Source organism: Pedobacter soli (assembly GCF_900101435.1).
Classification (GTDB): domain Bacteria; phylum Bacteroidota; class Bacteroidia; order Sphingobacteriales; family Sphingobacteriaceae; genus Pedobacter; species Pedobacter soli.
Genome location: NZ_FMZH01000012.1, coordinates 19,860 through 37,395 on the forward strand (window position 1 = coordinate 19,860; position 17,536 = coordinate 37,395).

Genomic DNA, 17,536 nt, shown 5'->3' on the forward strand with positions numbered 1-17,536 from the left:
TAAAAAAGAAGTATGTCTCTCCAATCTATCAGAATTTATGTGCTTATGGTGGCGGTACTAACTGCCACCGCATGTAAATTTCAGCAAAACAGCCCTGAAGAATATTTCGACCAGGCAGCATTAAATACCAATGATATATCGCGCTTTGGTACATACTACTTTGAAGGCTACCAGAAATATCTTAAAAGTACAAGTGGCTCCGGCAAAGTGACCAGCTGTGAGGAATATTTGAAAAATTCTATTTCAAGGGCTGAAAATAATTTAGAAAAAGTAAAACAGCTTAAACAAACTACTGAAACAAGGCAAATGCTGGAGGCCTCGATAGCGTTGCATTCTTATGTTTTAACAAGTTATAAATCAGAACATCTTGAAATAGCGAAAATGATTGATATGCATGAGCCTGAAGCACAAATTAACCAGGCGCTTACAAGCCTGGATAATAAGCCCTACAATGCTTTTATTGACAAATACAACAAGCTTTGGAAACTTGCCTCCAAATATGCTAAAGACAATAAAATTGAAGTAGAAGAGATGCCTTTTTAAGCATTGTTGTTTCAACCATGTAAAAATTTTATCATTAACTGAACAATCATGATAAACATAACAGATTTTAAAGAAAACCTGGGGCTGAAGGAAATCCCTGTTGAACTTGAAAAACTAATTTATTTCCAAAATAACATCTCTTCCTTCGAAAATTATGTACAGGGTTTTGGTGTTTTGATCGATAACAAATGGGGATTGAAAAGCTGGAGCGAAGATGAAGATTTTTTAGCCCGATTATTTCCCTTTGCCCAGGCAAACAGTACAGGTTCTTTTTATACTATCTGGAACGACGGGAGCAATAAACCTTTAAACCAGATGCCCGTTGTAGTTTTTGGAGATGAAGGCGGCGTACATGTAGTGGCAGAAAACATCTTACAATTGCTGCATCTGCTTACCTACGATACCGAAATCATGGTGGATTTTGATGAGGCTTATTTCTATAAAGATGAAGAAGACGACTATCAAAGTGAAGATCTGGATCGGTATTTAGAATGGACAACAGCAGATTACAAGCTCAATAAAATTGAAGTACCCAATGAACTCATTAAAAATGCACAGGAAAAGTATAAAGAAAATTTCGACGGGTGGTTCCAACAATATTTTAAGAACTAAGGGCAGCAGAAATTAAAAATCGGATAAGCTTGTTTAACAGGAGCTATAAGTGTTTTGAATGATATAAAACAGACCGGGCAATGAAAAAGCAAACCCCAACGCTATGATAGGCCGCATATTTTCGATATTCTGGATGGTGTTTATGTTATTTTTCGCTATCCCTTTTCCGATGTTGCTGTATTACAACATCAAGAGCGAAAGTATGCCCAATCTGATCGAAAATGATCCATGGATTTCGCTGGCCCTGGTAGCTTTATCTATTTTACTTTGGGTAAAGCTGTTAATTGGCTACTACTACAAATGGGTACTGGTAAACTTTGCAATAAAACGCAATATCGAGCGCCTCAAAACCACTGGTATACCGCGTGAAGCTAAAATTTTGGCAGCTACAAAAGTACCAGATACTTATGCTGGCTGCGACACTTACAACCTCAAAATTCAATTTAAAAATCTGGTCGATAGTGAAATTACCCATCAAACAGCTGTAAACGATGCCAAACCTTACGAACGTCGCTACGAAGCGGGTAAACGTGTCAGCATCCTGATTGATCCGGGAGTTAAACGGATTCCTTATTTCATTTTTGCGTCTACCGAAGTCAGTATCCGTAAAATGACTATTCTACTCACCTCTCTAGGCTGGCTCGTGCTCTTAAGTGCGGTTGCAGCTTATTATATTTATGCTTATACGACCGAAAGCGAAGGTATGGGCTGGCGTTTTATGAGTATTGGCCATCCTTTACTCATCTGCCCTGCAGTACTTTTGTTTTACCGGTTTTTACTGGCGTTTATTGCAGGAAAATTATCAGGCAAACCCAACGAGAAATTCCTGATTAAATTTAAAGGCATAGCTACCGAGGCAAAACTCCTTGCTGCAAGACAAACCGGAACCTACATTAACGAGCAGCCGATGATTGAATTTGAACTGGAATTTCGCGATAACCACTACCAGAAACATCAGGTGAGTATAAAAAAGGTAATCGACTTGTTAGCACTCGATATTACGAAGCAGGAATATATTTCAATTTTTTATCTGAAAGACAATCCGCAGCGTGTGGCATTTGCACAGGATTTAAATGAAATTAACGGAGAATTCTGATGAAAAACCTAAAACATATTTCTCTGATTATATTGTTGGCTTTACTGTGCCTGGGTTGTCAACACATCAGTAAAAGCATTGATGAAACTTTTCATCCTAACGATTCGCTGGTTAAAGCTTACTATAAGAAACATAGCTTTGCAAGCAATAGAGCGTATACCAGCACAATTAAAACAAATATTACTACCGATACGCTACGTCATCAGGAGAAAATTGTAATTATAAATGGTGATACAATTACTACAACTAACATGGAAAGTAAAGCAAAATTACTTTTCGAGGATATTGAGCAACTCAAACAAAAACAATCGCCTACGGCTGCAAAGGCCATGCAAAAACGGATAAATGATTTTTTAAAAGAAATGAATTTGCCAAACATCGGTCCCAAAAGCCCCCCAGAAGGGAAAACCTTAAAAAAAGCCAGAAAAGGAATACTAAATGAAAGCGAACTAGCCAGGGCACAAGAAAAATTGAAACAGCTTCCGCAATACCAAGGCAAAGAGATATTTTTATATGAGTCTGTTCACTTTTACCAGGATGGATCTATTAACCTTGCACTTCAGCAGCCTGCTAACCCAGCATATGTAGATGCATACCGGTATCGGCATGGAGAATGGTCGACGCCAAAGGCTGTTTTGGCTCGAAATATACCGCGGAGGATCTTTCCTTTAAGTAAGATCAATTTTGCCGATGCGCTTAAAGTAGTGAGCAACTACAATGAGAAAGCAGCACTGGTTGAAGGTGCAGAGCCTACTGCTACCGTCTATATTTCCATTTGGGATGGTGGTATGCGTTGGTTTCCTGGTACCATAACCGGTAGCCGGATGCGTTATGATATACAATTTAACAACGACGGATCACTTAAAAGTTTCAGGGAGGAATAATGGAAATAGTTTTCATTCCAGCGTTTACCACAGAACCATTCTAAATAACGCAATGCAGTTTAGCTTAACATAAGCTTTAATTTTTCGCAACATAGCCCATGTAATTTTGCGCAAACGGAAAACAAAACTTATGAACAAAACACTCTTAAAGCAAAAGGCTTTAGCCCTTGCTGTGGCCGCATTCGTTACTTCGGCAGTTGTAATCAGTGCCTGTAAAAAGAACAATGAGCCTGAAACACCTGAAACCACTACCCCGGTTACATTAAAAGATTATTCAGTAAACCCTTCGCTGGTAAAAGCAATGCCTGGTTTCGAGAACCTGAACATTACTACCTTAATCAGTTCGGATGATGTATTGCCCGAATCACCAAATTTCATTTTCGGTGCACAGCCCGATGGAGCAGGAATTATTAAAAATCCTGCAGGCGAAGGTTTCATTATGATCAACAATCATGAAATTCTTCAGTCGGTATCGCGCGTATATCTGGATAAAAACTTCAAACCGGTAAAGGGAGAATACATTGTTGATTCGGATGGTGGCATGACCCGTCTTTGTTCTGCTACTATGGCCACTCCGGAAGAACACGGCTTTCCTAAACCAGTTTTCTTAACTGCAGGAGAAAGTGGTGCAGAATCGATGATTCATGCCATCGATCCGCTTGCAGCAGCCGACAAAAAGAATAAACAAAGAACCGTTAGCGCTTTGGGCAGATGGAGTGCCGAAAATGCGGTACCACTTCCTAAAGGAGCGTTTGCGGGTAAAACTGTAATCATGATTGGCGAAGACGAGAGTGACGGACAGTTGGCCATGTATGTTTCCAATACACAGGGTGATTTGGAAAACGGCAAGTTATACGTAATGAAACGCAGCAATAACGATCCAATTGAAACCAATATGGATAAAGGACAAAGCTACGACGTAGAATTTGTAGAGCTTGATAACGTAAAAAGCAGTACCGGCGCCCAGTTACAACAACAAACTATTGATAAAAAAGCTTTAATGTTAGCACGTGTAGAAGATATCGACTACAGAAAAGGCAGTGCTGCTAACGGACGCGAAATATACTTTACTGCCACTGGTGTTAGTCAGGGCGATAAAATTACACCTGTAAGTGGTAAAACCATGTGGGGTCGTGTATACAAGCTGGTATTGGATGCAAGCAACCCATTAAAAGGTAAATTGGAAGTAGCGGTTGACGGGAACGACAATCCTGGAAAAAGTATCGTAAACCCGGATAACCTTTGCGTTACCGAAAACTACGTATACATTCAGGAAGATGGCGATTCATTTTACAAAAACAACGATCACGATGGAACCATCTGGCAGTTTGCAATGGCTTCGAAATCGCTAAAACCGATGTTGCAGATGAACCACCGCAGAACGGATGCTACGTTTAATGCAAAATACAACCCATCCAACAACACACAATTAAGCAGCTGGGAGTATGGTGCCATGTACGATATCTCTGCTTTAACCGGTATTCCAGATACATTTGTGGTGAATTTACATCCACATACCTGGACAAATGATAAATACAAAAATGCCGATGGTGGTACAACCAGGTTGGTTAACAACAACGAAGGTGGACAAGTAGTAATTGTTCGCGGCGTTTCTAAATAATCCAAAACGCTTTCTTATCCCTTTCAGCAAAAGCTGGAAGGGATTTTTCTATTTTATTTCAACTCTACCCAAACATGCCTGCGCTTAAAAAATTTGTCTTTTTTGCTTCATTAATCAGCCTGACTACGGTGTTATCTATTTTCTGTAAAACAGAAACTAAAACGACTGCAGAACAGATTAAAACAGATTTCGATGAGCAGCTCACTGAATTTCAAAGCATTATTGACCAAAAATTATTTAAAGCTGCTCAAAACCGGGACGAAAAAGCAATTAAGCAAGCCTTTTTACTGGCAAGGGCAAAATACAAGCAACTGGAATATTATATCGAATATTTTTTTCCTTCAACAGCAGTTATGCTTAATGGCGCCCCTATTGATGAAATTGAACTGGGCGAAAACCTGATCGAGAACCCAACTGGTTTCCAGGTGATGGAAGAAATAATTTACGAAAGTCCAACGAAAGAAAACCGACTTGAATTACTAAACGAGGTAAAGAAAATGCAGCTGAACCTGCAAAGGGTTAGTCGCTTTAATGCGCAATACCAGCTTACCGATGCCCAGCTCTTTGATGCAATCCGTTTAGAAATTTTCAGGATTACAAGCCTGGGCATTACTGGTTTCGATACGCCAAATGCCTTGCAGTCAATTCCCGAAACCACTTCTGCTTTAAAAGGAATTGAAGGTGTACTGGAGAAATATGAGGGAAAAGCAGCAGATCAAACAATCACTTCGGCGATTGCCTACCTGGATAAAAACTCCGATTTTAATACTTTTGACCGGCTAACTTTTATTACGCAATATCTCGATCCAATCAGTAAAAAAATCAACGCAATCCGGTTGAAAAAAAATATCGCAACAGCAGCAAGTGGCTCTGCATTGCGTGATGAAGCGGTAAGCATGTTTGAGCCAAATGCCTTTAATGTAAATAAATTTGTAGGTAACAGCACTTTGTTTATCAGCGACGCTAAAATTGCATTGGGCAAAACCTTATTTAACGATCCGGTACTTTCTAACAGTGGTAACCGCAACTGTGCCGGTTGTCATCACCAGGCGAAGGCCTTTACCGATGGTTTAACTAAAGCGGTAGGAATATCGAAACGCGAAACCTTGCTCCGGAATACCCCAACACTAAGTTATGCAGGTTTGCAACGTGGTTTCTTTTACGATTTAAAAGCTGGGACACTCGAAGATCAAGCCTTGGATGTAGTACATCACAAACAGGAAATGAACGGATCGCTTAGTCGGGCTGCTGAGCGCATCAACGCTTCCAAAAATTATCAAACCTTATTTCAAACAGCCTATCAGGATAAAGCCGGGAAAGCCGACCCCTGGAAGATTCAACATGCATTAGCCTCTTATATCCGGTCGTTATCTCCTTTCAGCTCCAGATTTGATCGCTATATGCAGGGAGACCAGAAACAACTGAGTACAGAGGAAAAAAAGGGTTTTAACTTATTTATGGGCAAGGCCAAATGCGGCAGCTGCCATTTTGCACCGCTTTTTAACGGTACTCCGGCTCCCCTTTTCAATAAAAGCGAAGCAGAAGTTTTAGGTGTACCTGCAACCACCGATACCATTAAGCCTCAATTAGACCGCGACCTGGGTCGTTACGCGCTTTATAATTACCCGCAATACAAGCATGCCTTTAAAACTTCGACTTTAAGAAACATTACCAAAACAGCGCCTTACATGCACAACGGAGTTTACAAAACCCTGGAAGAAGTTATGGATTTTTATAACCGTGGTGGAGGGGCAGGAATGGGCATTGAGGTTGATAACCAAACTTTATCTGCAGATAAACTGAATTTAAGTAAAACGGAGATTAAACAGATTATTGCCTTTTTAGATACGCTTGAGGATTTGCCTTAGACTACTTGCGTTTTTTTACCATTCCGGATCGTCACCCTGAATTTATTTCAGGGTCTCTGGCTAATCTATGAAGTGTTTTTGCCACGGAAGCACAGAATCCACGGAGGAAATTTTATAACTTAGCGTACTTTGCGCCTGCTCTTTATGCGCTTTGCGGTTAAAAAAGGCGATGGGTTATTTTTGCCACGGAAGCACAGAACCCACGGAGTATTATTTTATAACTTAGCGTGCTTTGCGCCTAATCTTTGTATCCTTTGCGGTAAAAAATGGTGGTTAAAAAATTAAAGTAAATCTTTCAGCACCACCCAAACATTTTCCGCCAAAATCTTATCGCCTTCTGCTGTTGGATGAATACCATCTGCCTGATTTAATTTCGGTATGCCACCGACCTTATCGAGCAAAAACGGAATCAGCGCCATATTATTTTTCTTAGCCAACTCCGGAAATATGTTTTTAAAATCGGATGCATATTTAGCACCCATATTTGGTGGCACCTGCATGCCGGCCAATACCAGCTTGGCATCAGGATATTTTGCTTTTACCCGATCTACAATATCCTGCAGATTTTTAGTGGTTTGCGCAACCGGCAATCCCCTTAAACCATCGTTAGCGCCAAGTTCGAGTACAAAGATTGATACCGGCTGTTTCAATAACCAATCAATCCTCCCTTTACCACCTGCAGAAGTTTCGCCGCTCAAGCCGCCATTAATTACCTTATAAGGCAGCTTTAACGAGTCGATTTTATTTTGGATTACCGCCGGATAAGCTTCCGATGGATCGAGCCCCATACCGGCTGTTAAGCTGGTCCCAAAAAAGAGAATATTCTTTTCCTGTTGATTTACCACAACAGCTTTTTGGTCAGCCGAATCTAAAGTTTTATCCGTATCGCTTTTGCTTTGCCCATTACCGCAGCCCAGTAGCGCTATTCCCAAAACAAATAAGCCTAAAATGCGTTTTCGTAACATATTTAACCGGTGTATATCTAATTATAAAACATTATCTTAACAGGCAACATCCTGTTATGTTTGGCAACAATCTATCCGCAAACCTTAAAAAAATCAGCTATTGGAAAGCATATTGAACATCCGAAAAGTAAGCAAAATTTACCAAAGTGCCGGACGCGAATTAACAGTTCTCGATCAAATTAATTTTTCAATCACACAAGGTTCAACTGTAGCCATTACCGGTCCATCGGGAAGTGGAAAAACTACTTTACTCGGTTTATGTGCAGGGCTTGATCGGGCAAGCACCGGCACGGTAGAGCTTAATGGCATTGCCCTCGAAAAATTAGACGAAGATGAACGCGCAGCCGTAAGGAACCAATATGTTGGCTTCATTTTCCAGAATTTCCAGTTACTGCCTACGCTGACAGCATTAGAAAATGTAATGGTTCCTATGGAGCTAAGGGGCGCAAAAAACATAAAGGCACATGCTTTAGAGCTGCTGGATAAAGTTGGACTGGCCGATCGCGCACATCACTATCCCGTACAATTATCGGGCGGAGAACAGCAAAGGGTTTCCCTAGCCAGGGCTTTTTCAAATCAACCGGCCATTCTTTTTGCCGACGAGCCTACCGGAAACCTCGATGCCGAAACGAGCGAAAAGGTAATTAAGCTGCTTTTCGATTTAAACAAAGATGCCGGAACCACATTAATTATTGTAACACACGATCTTGAACTCGCTGCCCGTACAGCAAGAACCATCAAAATTAAAGGTGGCGCAATCCTCTCAGACGAAAACCCTACCTATGCATAATCTCATCCCGAAACAGCGTATTAAACTTTCGTGGCTCCTTAAAATGGCCTGGCGGGATAGCCGCAAAAACCGTTCGCGTTTATTGCTTTTTATTTCTGCTATTGTTTTGGGCATTGCTGCCTTGGTAGCTGTTTATTCCTTTAAAGATAACCTGCAAAAAGATATCGATGCGCAAGCGAAAGAATTAACCGGTGCCGATTTGGTGTTGGATAGCCGGAAAGGGGTAAGTAATGTGATGAACAATATGCTCGATACACTGGGCGATGAGCGTTCGCAGGAGAAAACTTTTGCCTCCATGATTTATTTCCTGAAAGGTGGTGGCAGCCGTTTGGTACAAATGAAAGCCCTGCAAGGAAAATATCCTTACTATGGCAGCATCGAAACCACTCCAATAGCAGCAGCTACAAACTTTCAATCAGATAGAAATGCTTTGGTCGATAAAACATTGATACTTCAATTCAACGCAAAGGTGGGCGACTCGGTAAAGGTAGGTGATCTTAATTTTAAAATCTTGGGTACACTAACCAAGGCGCCTGGTCAAACCGGTATTTCGGCCAGCATTGCCCCCACTGTTTACATTCCGCTACAATACCTCGAAAAAACCAATCTGATTAAAACCGGAAGCCGGATTAACCATAAGTTTTACTTTAAATTTAACGATCCATCAAAAGTTGACGAATGGGTAAAAAAACACGATAGCAAACTCGAAAAAGAAGGCTTTGATGCCGAAACCGTCGAATCAAAAAAAGAACAAACCGGCAGATCGTTTAAAGATGTAAACCGCTTTCTGGCCTTGTCGGGTTTTATTGCATTGCTACTGGGCTGCATAGGTGTTGGTAGTGCCATACAGGTATATATTCAGGAAAAACTGGCAGCCATTGCTACCTTACGTTGCCTGGGTTTAAAAGCGCGCCATGCCTTTTTTATTTACCTGATTCAGGTCTTTTTTATTGGTTTAATTGCAGCAGTTATCGGCGCAGTGCTGGGTACAGCCATTCAATTTTTGCTTCCCTGGGTATTGAAAGATTTTCTGCCCATCGAAATTACCATGCAGGTTTCCTGGCCTGCCGTGGGCCAGGGCATTTTACTCGGAATCATCATATCTGTACTCTTTGCCCTACCATCGCTCTTAGGGGTAAGAAAAATATCGCCATTAAATGCCATCCGGGTTTCCTTCGAAAAAAGCCGGGGCCGTCTCGATCCCCTCTTGTGGTTGGTATATCTGCTTATGGCAGCCTTTATTGCAGGTTTTACACATTTACAGATGAAAACCTGGGTACAGACCCTATTTTTCACCACGAGTATCGCCATTGCCTTTATTTTACTGCTGATCTTATCTAAACTACTCATGTTTATGGTCAGAAAGCTTTTGCCCGGAACAGCTAGTTATTTGTGGCGCCAGGGTTTTGCCAATCTGTACCGCCCCAACAACCAAACTTTGATGTTGACGGTTTCCATTGGCCTTTCTACAACTTTTATCTGTACTTTATTTTTTGTACAAGGTATTTTAATGAACCGCGTTAGCCTGTCGTCAGGCAGCAACCAGCCCAACATGGTGATGTTCGATATCCAGAATACACAAAAGGAAGGGCTCGACAGTTTAACCAAATCCTTTAAGCTGCCCTTAATGAACCAGGTACCGGTAATTACCATGCGTATTGAAGAAATTAATGGCAAAAAATCAACTGCTGATACCAATAACCGAAGGGCCTACCGCAACGAAATCAGGGCTACCTATCAGGATACCCTAACTGCAGCAGAAAAAATTACTGCAGGTAAATGGACTGGAAGCGTAAAAGCTGGTGCAACAGTCTACATTTCGCTCGATCAGCGGTATGCGCAACAAATTAAGGTAGGCTTAAACGACAAAATTCTTTTCAATGTTCAGGGTATGATGATCCCGACTGTAGTGGGGAGCTTAAGGGAAGTAAACTGGAGCAGGATGCAAACCAATTTCAGGGTTGTTTTTCCGGCAGGTGTTTTAGAAGAGGCGCCGCAGTTTCATGTGCTGATGACCAGGGTGCCATCAAGCGAAGTTTCTGCACGTTTTCAGGGCGAAGTGGTGCGGCAATTCCCCAATGTTTCGGTTATTGATTTAGACCTGGTTCTAAAACTGCTCGACGAACTATTGGGCAAAATCGGCTTCGTTATCCAGTTTATGGCGGGATTCAGCATGGTAACCGGTTGGATTGTGCTGATTTCTTCAGTGCTAACGAGTAAAAACCAGCGGATAAAAGAAAGTATTTTACTGCGCACTATGGGTGCCAGCAGTAAGCAGATCATCCGGATTAATGCGATTGAATATTTCTTTTTAGGAGCCTTTGCAGCTGGTGCCGGATTAATCCTGTCACTGGTTGGAAGCTGGACACTGGCTAAATTTAGTTTCGATGCAGCATTTATACCGCCGTTTTGGTCAACGCTGGCATTATTTGGTTCGATTGTATTACTGGTGGTAATTACGGGTGTTTTAAGTACAAGAAGCATTCTGAAACAGCCACCCTTAAAGATTTTAAGAACGGAGGGTTAAGCGGATGAGCGAAATGCGTTTGGCGTTAAGGGTTAACCACTGGACAAACAGAAATAAATCTGGCTTTAACTTCTGGTGTATTAAGCTAATTGCTAAACATCATTTAACCAACGATAAAAAGGATGCACGCAGATATAAAAATCTGTGTGCATCTGTGGTTAAAACCGAACTTAATAACGTTTTGTCCTATGCGGCATTAATCGCTTCGCGAAGTGCTTTTGCTGCTGCTGCCGGATCTTCGGCACCGTAAATGGCCGCACCTGCTACAGCTACTGTTGCACCTGCCTGTATAACGGCGGTAACATTACTAAGATTTACACCTCCTGCTATAGAAACCGGAACACCAGCTCTTGCAGCTTCATCAATCAATACCTGAATCGAGTAACCTGCCGTCCATTGCTCATCTAAACCTGCGTGCAGTTCTACAAACTCAACACCTAGTGAAGTAACTTCCTGCGCTCGTTTAACACGGTCAGGATAACCTATAGTATCTACTACTACACCTTTTCCATGGGTTTTTGCGGCTTTTACGGCTCCAATAATTGTTGCATTTCCGGCAGCACCCATTACGGTAACTAAATCAGCACCTGCTTTAAAAGCAATATCAGCTTCTAATTCTCCAGCGTCAGCAGTTTTTAAATCTGCAAAAACCAATTTATCAGGATGCGCGGCTTTCATTGCGGTAATAACTGTCGAACCCATATTTTTGATCAAAGGGGTTCCCAATTCTATAATATCTACATAAGGTGCAACTTTAGCAGCCAAAGCCAATGCTTCTTCTGTCGTTAATAAATCTATTGCTACTTGTAATTTTGCCATGATTTTATTTTATATATGATTAAATTAATTGTTATTCCAGGTTTGCGTGTCTTGCCCATAACAGTTCTGCCGGTTGACCGCTCAGTTTCCATAGTGACTGAAAAACGGCATCGTTAAGTAAAAGCAGAAACTGCTCAAAAAGGCTACCTGCATATTGCACGGATATTTTCTTACTGTGGTCTTGTTTTTCCGCAGCAGGTATCAGTACCAGATGGCTTGATAATTTCGCCAATGGCGATGCTACGCTGGTAGTTATTGCTACTACATTCGCCCCTGCCGCAATCGATTTTTCCGCAGCCTTTACAATTGACCCGGTTTTTCCCGAACCTGATGCCGCAATCAATAAATCGCCTGTTCCAATTGCCGGACTTGTTGTTTCGCCTACATAATAAACGGTTAATCCAAGGTGCATTAAACGCATAGCTGCTGATTGCATAGCAAAACCCGAACGACCTGCAGCAATTATAAAAATCCGCTTAGCCTGCTGAATATGGTTTACAAAAGGAATAAGCTGATCGAATTCCATTTGTGTAACCAAACGGGCATTTTCTTCAATAATCTTATCCAGGTTCATCTGCAGATCCCAAACCAGTTGCTGGTTATCAAGAAAATCCGTTGCTGATTGCTTATCTATAACCTCTTCATTTGATTTTAAATCCATTTTTAGCAGTCTATTTATTGGCTCAAAGGTATAGCCACATGCTAAAACAATGATTATACATTTAGCTACTTATATAGGACAATTTGGAAATATATCTCACCAAAAGTCATCCATTAGCCACATTAAAAGCATTATTTCCGAATAGTCCACCATTATCATCAATTAATCCAACACCTAAAAAATTAATCTTTTAACTTTAACCATCATGAGTTTATCGAAAGAAGCCAGCTACCTTGAAAAATCGATTATTTACATCCGCGATCTGAGTAATTGCCCTCCCAGCTACCTTAACGATCCAGGTAGAAAAGAGTTTTTCGAGATCGTTTGGCTCAAAAATGAAGAGCCCTTACATGCGCTTCAGTTATCAGAATTCGAAAGTAAAGGCGACTGGATTTACCTTATCCCACCATATCGCGTACATCAGCTAAATAAAGCAGGCAAAAATGGGGTATTGATCTCTTTTAAAAGATCGGTACTGGAAGGAGAAGAGAAAGAATTTTTGCTCGATCTGTTTAAGATCTTTAATGTTCAGGGCGAATTTTCATGCTTAAGGCTAAATCAGGAAACGGCAGCTGAGTTAAGCAATATTTATCGGTTGATCGAAGATGAATACCAGAAAGTTAGCAATACTTTCATCATTACCAGGGCTTTGTTAAAAGTATTTCTGTTAAAATTGATTCAGGTAAAAGAGCATGAATTCACGAGCCATGATGTACAGCAAAAAAGAGTTTACGAATTCCTGATGTTACTCGAAAGCAACTATCAACAGATTAGAAACACTGATTTTTATGCCGGTAAAATCGGCCTCAGTTCAAAACGACTGAACCAGATTTTAAAAGAAAAACTAAATAAAACTGGTATGCAGATCATTCACGACCGTATTATACTGGAAGCTAAAAGAAAAATCATCCATAGTGAGCAAACTATAAAGGAAATTGCCTTTGAACTCGGATTTTCCGACCGCCCTTATTTTAGCCGTTTCTTTAAAAAACAAACCCAGCAAACACCAGAAGAGTTTCAAAAAGAGGCCAGAAAGCACATTGAATCGAAATTTAATACGCTGGTTTAAAAAAACCTACAATTTTTACGAATAATCTATACTTTTATCTTTATGATCAGATTAAACAGTGATACCCCAATTGATGTGCTTCAGGATGTAAAAGTTGGCAGCATGGTTACCGATACTTTCAGCAAAACCGGCCTGGTAGAAAGCATTGAAGTAAAAGATGATGGCTTATACCGAATTTATGAATTTACACTGGTTACCGGCCGAACCATTACAATTAAAAAATAGCTTGTAACTATGGTGATTTAACCACTGATAAACAGGATAAACACAGATACAGTATTTATCCTTAGTAAAAAATAAAACATCGATCCTTAACCCTAACCAAATGTCATTATTCATCTTACTCTTCGGAATCCTGCTGCTATTTGTATTGATTTTGAAAAAAATCAACCCGATGATTGCTTTGCTGGCTGTTGCCATGATAACAGGTTTGCTCTTGGGCATGCCTATCACCAAGGTAATGGGCGCCATAAGCAATGGAATTGGTAGTACGCTGGGTGGTATGGTAATGGTTCTGGCTCTTGGTGCTATGATGGGCAAAATAATTGAGGATAGTGGCGCAGCAAAAAAGATTGTCTTTATCCTGATCAGGGCTTTTGGTCAGCAAAATATCCAGTGGGCAGTCTTGTTAACCGGATTATTGGTTGGCATTCCGCTTTTTTACAATGCTGGTTTTGTGGTACTAATTCCGCTGGTTTTCGCTATTTCAGCAGCTACGGGTTTATCTAAATTATATATCGGATTGCCCATGGCTACTGCACTTTCGGTAACACATGGTTTTTTACCTCCGCACCCGGGCCCGGTAGCGCTTGCGGGTATATTTCATGCTGATATTGGCAAAACCCTGATTTACGGATTGGCACTCAGTTTACCGATTGCAGTTATTGCAGGGGTATATCTACCCAGGCTCATCATTAAACGAAACCCGGCAAATACACCGCAGTTCTTTGTATGGAATGAAGATGAGCATCTCCCATCGGCTACCAGAAGTTTTATTACCGCATTACTTCCGGTATTTTTAATTATTGCCGGAACACTGGGCAGTAGTTTTAAAATGGAGTATCCAGGCAAAGCCATCTTTATTTTCCTGGCCGATCCAACCGCAGCACTTTTGCTTTCGGTAATACTTACCTTATTGCTGCAAAAAGTTGCGATAGCCAAAGCCATGGAATCGTGCACTGAAGGGGTAAAAAGCATTGCCATGATTGTTTTAATCATTGCCGCAGGCGGTGCCTTTAAACAAATATTAATCGATAGCGGTATGGGTGAAACGGTAAAAGCGCTTACAGGAGGTTTAAACTTATCGCCATTATTGCTAGCCTGGCTCATTACTGCATCACTCAGGATAACTTTGGGCTCGGCTACCGTTGCAGCGTTAACAGCCTCGGGCATGGTTTTGCCTTTAATCGGATCAGGTACCCCACCCGAACTGATGGTATTATCAGTTGGTGCGGGCAGCCTGATGTTCTCGCACGTTAACGATACCGGTTTCTGGATGTTTAAAGAATATTTTAACCTTAGCCTGAAAGAAACCTTCAGCACCTGGACGGTGATGGAAAGTTTAGTCTCAGTTTTAGGTTTGGTAGGTGTTTTGCTATTGAACCAGATCGTTTAAAAGACGATTAATCCATTAATTCTTCACCCTGTTCTTTTCTGCATCGGCACCCGATGATTCATGACTGGAAGGTGTGTTAAATGCTTTACCAAAGCGGTAGCTGTAACTCACAACTATTCTTCTCGAATCCTGACGGTTAACCCAATTGGCTTCTGTAGCGGCCAGGTTATTAATTACCCCATTAAAAATCCGGTTTCTGAAAATATCGCCAGCACTTAATTTCAATGTACTTTTGGGACTTAGCTTTTTCTGTACCGCGGCGCCAAACTCATGCACCGATCCCAATAAAAACTGTACATTCGAAAACTTGCTCTGGTATTGTCCGTTCAGTTCGGCGCTCCAGCTCGGGCTGATTTTAAACTGCAGATTGGGATAAGCCCTGAAAAAAGTACCATTGGTTACCAAAAATCCGGTATAAAAATCGGTCTTCGAAACCATCCTGCCCACCTCTGTGTAAGCGTTCAGTTTCAGCCATTTGGTTAAATCGATTTCTGCATTTACCGAAAGATTGGCTACTCTGGTTTTACCCACATTGGCTGGCCGGCTATAATAGGTGCCGTTTAAAATTTCGATGGTTTCATTTACTTCATCGCACACCCAGCTGTAGCTAAAGGTGGTGGTTATTTTATTTTTAAAGGTATGCGATAACTCTAAACTCTGCGTAAACGAGGGCTTTAAGAAAGGGTTACCCACATAATACGTAAACTTATCCAGCGGAGAAAAGAAAGGGTTCAGGTCCTGGTAATAAGGCCTGTCAATGCGGCGACCATAGTTTAACCCGAGCTGGTTATTTCCTGCAGTATCAAGCTTGTAAGAAAAGTAAAAGGTAGGGAACAAGCTGTTGTAGGTACGTTTAAAACTCGAATCGGGTTTAATCAGGTTACCTAACTGATGCCCGTTTGAAACGGTATTTTCGTAACGCAAACCCACTTGCAACGAAAACCTTTTCCCTTCCCTGCTCATGTTCAGATAAGCCGCATTGATATTTTCGCGGTACAAAAAGTGATTGCTCTTTTCGTAATCAGGGCTTGTTTTTCCGTTAGCAGTATTGAAATAACCTGCCGTGTTATTGGTTTTGGTATAAGCCGATTTCGCGCCGGCATCCAGCTTCCATTTATTGGCCAATGGATGGCTGTAATCTATTTTAGCCGTATAAATATCGATATTGGAAGGTAAATCGCCCGTTAAAATATCCTGATATTTCAAAGCCATGTTGGGCAGATAACTGAAGTTGTAATAAGTTTGATCAGTTTGGTTGTGATACAGGAGGTAATCTGCATCAAAGGTTAACTCTCTACCCGCTTGATTAAATTTATGCCTGTAATTTAAATTCACCCCCGCATTCTGGTACTTAATCTGGTCGATATTTTCGGCACGGATTACCGAATCGAGTTGCATGCTGGCATTAGACAGGTTGCTGGTGTTGTTATTTACCTGTTTCGAAATCCTGTTCATCCCTGTAAACACTACACCCCATGTTGTTTTTTCGGTCGCATAAAAATCCAGTCCTGTTTTCAGGTTAAAAGTGTTGCCATGCCTGCGGAAATAAGAATTCTGGTTAAAGTAGGATTTGGCACTACCATCGTCATTTTTATATTTCCTGTTCAGATCCAGATCGGTAAAACTGTTGTTAAGGTTGTAACTGAGCGTTCCGAAAACATTGAGCTTATCTTTGCGGTAATTAAAATTAAAACTGTCGTTCGAGCGGCTCATCTGGCCCTGATTCAGACTAAGGTTAATTCCTCCATTAAATCCTGCCGTTTTGGTTTTCTTCGTTTTAATGTTAATTACCCCACCATTTCCAGCCGCATCATATTTGGCCGGTGGATTGGTCATCAGTTCAATCTGATCGAGTGATGAAGAGGGCAACGAGCGCAGGTAATTTTCAAGATCAGCACCAGAAAGGTAAGTAGGCTTATCATCGATAAAAATAGCCACCCCATTTTTTCCTTTAAGCGAAATAGCCCCGTTCTGATCGACACTTACGCCCGGCGATTTGCTCAGCACATCAAGCGCTGTGGTACCCGCATTGGAAATTAACGCATCAACATTAACCACAGTACGATCTATCTTGCGTTCAACAAAGGCCTTTTGGCCGGCAACCGTTACCTCTTTCAGGTTATTGGCTCCGGTAGCCATTTTAATATCCGCCAGGGCGATATTGGGTTGCGCCGCATCCACCACCAATAAATCTGACTGGTAAATGGACGCTCCCACAACTGATATTTTAATCTGGTATTTACCATAACCCAACTGATCAAAACTAAACCGTCCGTCGGCTTCGGTAAAACTGGTTTTTAACAAAATAGTATCTTTAAGCAACGCAACCGTAGCAAATTCGATGTTTTTGCCTTCGGCATCCAATACCCTGCCATAAATTTTAGATGATGGTGTTTGAGCTTGAGCGAAAGTAAGGGCAATATTCATCCACATGGCAAAAAAAGCCACTATAATTGTTTTCATGAG

Annotated in this window: 15 protein-coding genes; 11 read left to right on the forward strand and 4 right to left on the reverse strand. The window is 41.2% G+C overall.

Annotated elements, in window-relative coordinates; translation table 11 throughout:
- Positions 1 to 12 precede the first annotated feature (12 nt).
- The 6 genes from BLR37_RS20640 to BLR37_RS20665 all read left to right on the forward strand — a co-directional run bounded on the left by BLR37_RS20640 (position 13) and on the right by BLR37_RS20665 (position 6,624).
- Positions 13 to 543, forward strand: a complete 531-nt coding sequence (locus BLR37_RS20640; protein ID WP_090771936.1) for a hypothetical protein — start codon at positions 13 to 15, stop codon at positions 541 to 543.
- Positions 544 to 591: 48 nt separating this feature from the next.
- Positions 592 to 1,155 carry a hypothetical protein gene (locus BLR37_RS20645; protein ID WP_090771938.1) on the forward strand — a complete coding sequence of 188 codons (564 nt, stop codon included), beginning with the start codon at positions 592 to 594 and terminating at the stop codon, positions 1,153 to 1,155.
- 103 nt (positions 1,156 to 1,258) lie between these two features.
- Positions 1,259 to 2,251: a hypothetical protein gene (locus tag BLR37_RS20650; RefSeq protein WP_090771941.1), complete on the forward strand. Its 993-nt coding sequence runs from the start codon at positions 1,259 to 1,261 to the stop codon at positions 2,249 to 2,251.
- Positions 2,251 to 3,135 (forward strand): hypothetical protein, encoded by an 885-nt coding sequence (locus BLR37_RS20655; protein ID WP_090771943.1) that lies wholly within the window; start codon positions 2,251 to 2,253, stop codon positions 3,133 to 3,135. Before BLR37_RS20650 ends, BLR37_RS20655 begins: the two co-directional genes overlap by 1 nt.
- 130 nt (positions 3,136 to 3,265) lie before the next feature.
- The gene (locus tag BLR37_RS20660; RefSeq protein ID WP_208599705.1) at positions 3,266 to 4,756 is read left to right on the forward strand and encodes a PhoX family protein; all 1,491 of its coding nucleotides are present in this window, start codon (positions 3,266 to 3,268) and stop codon (positions 4,754 to 4,756) included.
- A 74-nt stretch (positions 4,757 to 4,830) separates the two neighbouring features.
- Positions 4,831 to 6,624, forward strand: coding sequence for a cytochrome-c peroxidase (locus tag BLR37_RS20665; protein WP_090771945.1), 1,794 nt, complete (start codon positions 4,831 to 4,833; stop codon positions 6,622 to 6,624).
- Positions 6,625 to 6,905: 281 nt separating this feature from the next.
- Here BLR37_RS20665 and BLR37_RS20670 read toward each other — a convergent pair whose 3' ends face one another.
- Positions 6,906 to 7,589, reverse strand: coding sequence for an arylesterase (locus BLR37_RS20670; protein ID WP_090771947.1), 684 nt, complete (start codon positions 7,587 to 7,589; stop codon positions 6,906 to 6,908).
- Between the two features lie 100 nt (positions 7,590 to 7,689).
- Here BLR37_RS20670 and BLR37_RS20675 point away from each other — a divergent pair, with 100 nt between their 5' ends.
- Together BLR37_RS20675 and BLR37_RS20680 are read left to right on the forward strand one after the other, a co-directional pair.
- Positions 7,690 to 8,379 (forward strand): ABC transporter ATP-binding protein, encoded by a 690-nt coding sequence (locus BLR37_RS20675; protein WP_090771949.1) that lies wholly within the window; start codon positions 7,690 to 7,692, stop codon positions 8,377 to 8,379.
- Positions 8,372 to 10,906, forward strand: a complete 2,535-nt coding sequence (locus BLR37_RS20680) for an ABC transporter permease (RefSeq protein WP_090771951.1) — start codon at positions 8,372 to 8,374, stop codon at positions 10,904 to 10,906. The genes BLR37_RS20675 and BLR37_RS20680 overlap by 8 nt, the downstream gene beginning before the upstream one ends.
- A gap of 186 nt (positions 10,907 to 11,092) precedes the next feature.
- On the opposite strand, the gene hxlA is transcribed toward BLR37_RS20680, so the two are convergent.
- Together hxlA and hxlB are read right to left on the reverse strand one after the other, a co-directional pair.
- On the reverse strand, positions 11,093 to 11,725 hold the full coding sequence (gene hxlA / locus BLR37_RS20685; RefSeq protein WP_090771953.1) for a 3-hexulose-6-phosphate synthase: 633 nt from the start codon (positions 11,723 to 11,725) through the stop codon (positions 11,093 to 11,095).
- 31 nt (positions 11,726 to 11,756) lie between these two features.
- A complete protein-coding gene (gene hxlB / locus BLR37_RS20690) occupies positions 11,757 to 12,386 on the reverse strand; it encodes a 6-phospho-3-hexuloisomerase (protein ID WP_090771955.1) in 630 nt (209 codons plus the stop codon).
- A gap of 205 nt (positions 12,387 to 12,591) precedes the next feature.
- Here hxlB and BLR37_RS20695 point away from each other — a divergent pair, with 205 nt between their 5' ends.
- The 3 genes from BLR37_RS20695 (at position 12,592) to BLR37_RS20705 (ending at position 15,070) form a co-directional block, all read left to right on the forward strand.
- The gene (locus BLR37_RS20695; protein WP_090771957.1) at positions 12,592 to 13,455 is read left to right on the forward strand and encodes a helix-turn-helix domain-containing protein; all 864 of its coding nucleotides are present in this window, start codon (positions 12,592 to 12,594) and stop codon (positions 13,453 to 13,455) included.
- Between the two features lie 42 nt (positions 13,456 to 13,497).
- Positions 13,498 to 13,680: a hypothetical protein gene (locus BLR37_RS20700; RefSeq protein WP_090771959.1), complete on the forward strand. Its 183-nt coding sequence runs from the start codon at positions 13,498 to 13,500 to the stop codon at positions 13,678 to 13,680.
- A 100-nt stretch (positions 13,681 to 13,780) separates the two neighbouring features.
- Complete coding sequence (locus BLR37_RS20705; RefSeq protein WP_090771961.1) at positions 13,781 to 15,070, forward strand: GntT/GntP/DsdX family permease; 1,290 nt, start codon at positions 13,781 to 13,783, stop codon at positions 15,068 to 15,070.
- 15 nt (positions 15,071 to 15,085) lie between these two features.
- Here BLR37_RS20705 and BLR37_RS20710 read toward each other — a convergent pair whose 3' ends face one another.
- Positions 15,086 to 17,533 carry a TonB-dependent receptor gene (locus BLR37_RS20710; RefSeq protein ID WP_090771963.1) on the reverse strand — a complete coding sequence of 816 codons (2,448 nt, stop codon included), beginning with the start codon at positions 17,531 to 17,533 and terminating at the stop codon, positions 15,086 to 15,088.
- Positions 17,534 to 17,536 lie beyond the last annotated feature (3 nt).

Bases quoted from the DNA above. Each gene is read 5' to 3' on its own strand.
- BLR37_RS20680 (WP_090771951.1), top strand. From the start codon at position 8,372: ATGCATAATCTCATCCCGAAACAGCGTATTAAACTTTCGTGGCTCCTT.
- BLR37_RS20665 (WP_090771945.1), top strand. From the start codon at position 4,831: ATGCCTGCGCTTAAAAAATTTGTCTTTTTTGCTTCATTAATCAGCCTG.
- BLR37_RS20700 (WP_090771959.1), top strand. From the start codon at position 13,498: ATGATCAGATTAAACAGTGATACCCCAATTGATGTGCTTCAGGATGTA.
- BLR37_RS20640 (WP_090771936.1), top strand. From the start codon at position 13: ATGTCTCTCCAATCTATCAGAATTTATGTGCTTATGGTGGCGGTACTA.
- hxlB (WP_090771955.1), bottom strand. From the start codon at position 12,386: ATGGATTTAAAATCAAATGAAGAGGTTATAGATAAGCAATCAGCAACG.
- BLR37_RS20670 (WP_090771947.1), bottom strand. From the start codon at position 7,589: ATGTTACGAAAACGCATTTTAGGCTTATTTGTTTTGGGAATAGCGCTA.
- BLR37_RS20660 (WP_208599705.1), top strand. From the start codon at position 3,266: ATGAACAAAACACTCTTAAAGCAAAAGGCTTTAGCCCTTGCTGTGGCC.
- BLR37_RS20695 (WP_090771957.1), top strand. From the start codon at position 12,592: ATGAGTTTATCGAAAGAAGCCAGCTACCTTGAAAAATCGATTATTTAC.
- BLR37_RS20655 (WP_090771943.1), top strand. From the start codon at position 2,251: ATGAAAAACCTAAAACATATTTCTCTGATTATATTGTTGGCTTTACTG.
- BLR37_RS20705 (WP_090771961.1), top strand. From the start codon at position 13,781: ATGTCATTATTCATCTTACTCTTCGGAATCCTGCTGCTATTTGTATTG.
- BLR37_RS20650 (WP_090771941.1), top strand. From the start codon at position 1,259: ATGATAGGCCGCATATTTTCGATATTCTGGATGGTGTTTATGTTATTT.
- BLR37_RS20710 (WP_090771963.1), bottom strand. From the start codon at position 17,533: ATGAAAACAATTATAGTGGCTTTTTTTGCCATGTGGATGAATATTGCC.
- BLR37_RS20645 (WP_090771938.1), top strand. From the start codon at position 592: ATGATAAACATAACAGATTTTAAAGAAAACCTGGGGCTGAAGGAAATC.
- hxlA (WP_090771953.1), bottom strand. From the start codon at position 11,725: ATGGCAAAATTACAAGTAGCAATAGATTTATTAACGACAGAAGAAGCA.